The organism is Streptococcus sp. HMSC077F03 (assembly GCF_001812375.1).
GTDB classification, from domain to species: Bacteria; Bacillota; Bacilli; order Lactobacillales; family Streptococcaceae; genus Streptococcus; species Streptococcus oralis_S.
In genome coordinates this window covers 1-302 of the sequence record NZ_KV808759.1, presented here as the reverse complement: position 1 = coordinate 302, position 302 = coordinate 1, and the positions used below count along the sequence as shown (strand labels likewise).

Sequence of the window (302 nt, the reverse complement as noted above, 5' to 3'; positions counted from 1 at the left end):
AGAAACAACTACCCATTGTTCAGCAGATGTATGAAAAGTATGGAGATCAAATTCATTTTGTTCTTCTGAATATGAACGAACCAGGAAAAGAAACAAAGGAAACTGCTGATCAGTATATCAAAGAAAAAGGATATACTTTCCCGTATTATTATGACGAAGATCAGTTCGCAGCCGATCTTTTACAGGTTCAAACCATACCAAGTATGTATCTTGTGACAAAACAGCAACAGGTAAAGAATGTATTAGTAAATCATACTACTGCTGAAATTTTCTCGAAAGAGTTACAAGAACTGCTAAACTAA

Annotated in this window: 1 protein-coding gene; it reads left to right on the top strand. The window is 34.1% G+C overall.

The annotated features are described in order from the left end of the window. Positions 1-302 (top strand): TlpA family protein disulfide reductase (locus HMPREF2853_RS02560; protein ID WP_410002232.1); only part of this gene is annotated, 302 nt, incomplete at its 5' end.